At 59.3% G+C, this 2,892-nt stretch carries 3 protein-coding genes; all 3 read right to left on the reverse strand.

The window, feature by feature from the left end; all coding sequences use genetic code 11:
* On the reverse strand, positions 1 to 807 hold an 807-nt coding region (locus AAF563_25520), incomplete at its 3' end, for a carbohydrate ABC transporter permease (protein MEM7124661.1).
* 1 nt (position 808) lies between these two features.
* Positions 809 to 1,651: a sugar ABC transporter permease gene (locus tag AAF563_25525; protein ID MEM7124662.1), complete on the reverse strand. Its 843-nt coding sequence runs from the start codon at positions 1,649 to 1,651 to the stop codon at positions 809 to 811.
* A 118-nt stretch (positions 1,652 to 1,769) separates the two neighbouring features.
* Positions 1,770 to 2,892: ABC transporter substrate-binding protein (locus AAF563_25530; GenBank protein MEM7124663.1), on the reverse strand; the 1,123-nt coding region annotated here is incomplete at its 5' end.

The raw sequence follows: 2,892 nt of genomic DNA on the forward strand, positions 1-2,892 counted from the left end.
GCCGAACCCGCGGGTGAGATAGCTTTGCAGGAAGGCGAACACGATGATCAGCGGTACGCTCATCATGACTGACGCGGCCATCAGCAACGACCATTCGATATTGAAGGCCGAGATCAACATCGTCATGACGCCGGTCGTCAAAGGACGTGCAGCGTCGGAATTCACCAACACGAGAGCGTAGAGATATTCGTTCCAGGACAGGATGAAGGTGAACAGCGCAGTCGAGATGATGCCCGGCAGCAGTTGCGGCAGGATCACGTCCCGAAAGGCGCCTAAGCGTGTTGCGCCGTCGACCAATGCAGCCGACTCCAGGTCTTCCGGAACGCCCTCCATGAAGGACCGCAACAGCCAGAGAGCGTAGGGCAGGGCGAATGTGGTGTGGGCCAGGACGAGGCTAGCCAACGTGTTGGATAGGCCCAATTCCACCATCATCAGATAGAGCGGGATGATCAGCACGACCGACGGCAAGAGGTACGTGAATAGAACCAGCGTCGCCATTGTCTCGCGACCGCGATAGGCAAATCGCACCAAGCTGTAGGCGCCGACGGCGCCGAGCACGACGACGAAGACGGTCGTTGAGGTCGCCAAGATGACCGAGTTGCGGAAATACTGCAGGAACGGCGTTTCGGTCAGCAGACGCCAGTAGTGCTCGAATGTCACCGTATCCGGCAGCCAAGTGGGCGGAATGCGGAACAGTTCGGACTGCGGCTTCACCGAGGTCAGGATCATCCAAATCAACGGAAAGGCAACCAGCAGGACAAGGATCCAGGTGAACAGATTGAAGCCGAGTTTGCGCAAGATTCGCATCTCAGGCCTCGCGCGCGGTTCGTCTGATGTAAATCAGCATGAAGGCCAGCATGACCAGCATCATCCCGATGGAATAGGCAGCCGCCTGGCCCATCTCGTTCAGCGCGAACGCTTCTTGGTAGACCAACAGGGAAAGGGTCTGGGTCGAGGTTACGGGCCCGCCGCCGGTTAGCAGGTAGATCAGGTCGAATTCCTTAAAGTCCCAGATCGCGCGCAGCAGGATGATGACGACGAGGACCGAGCGAAGTTGCGGCAAGGTCACGTCGAAGAACCGGGCGATCGGCCCTGCGCCGTCGATCTTGGCGGCTTCGTAGAGATGTTCTGGGATCGTCTGCAGCCGTGCCAGTACCGCGATGACCACAAAGGGGAAATACTTCCAGGCGCCCACAAGGATCACGCCGATCATCGCGTTGGGCATTGTACCCAGCCAGTCCAGCGGCATGTCGACGACGCCGACCTCCATCAGCCCGCGATTGATAGCCCCGTAAAGATCGTTGAACAGCCAGCGCCAGACCAGCACAGCCACGACGGTCGAGACGAAATAGGGAAAAAGGACCAGGCTGCGCGCCAATGAACGGAACCAGAGATTCTGGTGCAGCAACAGCGCCATGCCCACGCCAAAGACGATCTGCAGGCTGAGCGTGCCCCCCGTCCAGACCAGCGTCGTGATGAGGGAATTCCAGAATTCTGCGCCGGTGAGCAGACGGATGTAGTTGTCGGCGCCGGTGAACTCCCCCTGAAGGGTCGGCGTGTAGACCGAAAAGACGCTGAGATAGATCGCCGCCAACAGCGGATAGACGATCACCAGGCTGAATACGACAATCGTCGGCGCAATCAAAAACACACCCAAGCGGGCATAGCCGCGCTCAAGTCGGTGGCCGGCGTGGGTTACGGTTGCCATAGTCGATAATCCCATCGAAGGGCGGCGTCACATGGTCATGATGCCGCCCTTCGCAGCGGAATTAGGAGGCCATGATCTCCTCAAGCCGGCTGGACGTGTCGCTCAAGACTTGATCGACGTTCTCGTCGTTTAGCACGACCCGTTGGACCATCTCCGAAATGACATTCGAGTTGATGATCTCGCCGGCCTTGACGTTCGGCCGATGGTCGCTGCTCTCCCAGCCGAGGTTGTAGCCTTCGGCAGCGGAAGAGGCCATGAGATCGACTTCCGACGTGTACTTCTCAATGATCGGGTTGTCCAAATAGGCCGGATTTTCCGAAATCGTCCAAAGGACAGGGAGCACGTGCCCTGGGGCTGCGTGTAGCTGCTGAATGTAACCCTCCGGATCGAACAGGAAGGCAGCGAACTGTTTGGTCGCCTCCATGTTTTGGGCTTGCGCCGGAATGAAGACCGACGGGAAGTCGTTAAAGGTCCAGGCCGGGACATCTTCGGAGATCGTCGGGTACTGCACGCAAGTGATGTAGTCCGCGATGTCCGGGTTCTGGTTGTTGACGTTGATCAAGACGCGCCCGGTATAGATGCCGGTAGCCGTCGCGCCAGACACGAAGGCGGTGAGGCTCTCACCCCAACTGTAGTTGGTCGCACCGGGCGGGCAGTACTCGCGCATGGAGCGATAAAACTCCAGTGCGTTGCGGGTATCGTCGCTGTCGATCGCGACTTCGAGGTCGGGGCTGAAGACCTGCGCGCCGGCCTGATGCATCACGCCGATGAAGATCAGCGAGGTCATCGAGTTGCGGCCGTAGGGTAGTGGTGCGCCGTAGATGCCGCCGCCCTGCATGGAGCTGACCGCGCTGCGCAACTGGTCCCAGGTGCGCGGAGGCGCGTCGATGCCAGCCTCTTCCATCAAGTCGAGGCGCAGCCACAGCATATTGGCGGCCGAATTGCCGATGCCGGTACCGGCATAGACGCCCGGATCGATCTCATAGATCTGGTTCGCACCCTCATAATAGTTTTCGGGGCCGACCATATCGATGACGTCGTTGAACGGTTCTAGAAGCCCAGCGCTCCAATAGTCTGAGACTGCGAAGCTGGGCAGGTGCGTGACGATGTTCGGCACATCACCGCTGGCGAAAGCGGCTGCGAGCTGCGGGGCGTAGCCTTCGTCGGAGGTTCGTTCGAAAACC

The organism is Pseudomonadota bacterium (assembly GCA_039028155.1).
Taxonomy (GTDB): Bacteria; Pseudomonadota; Alphaproteobacteria; order SP197; family SP197; genus JANQGO01.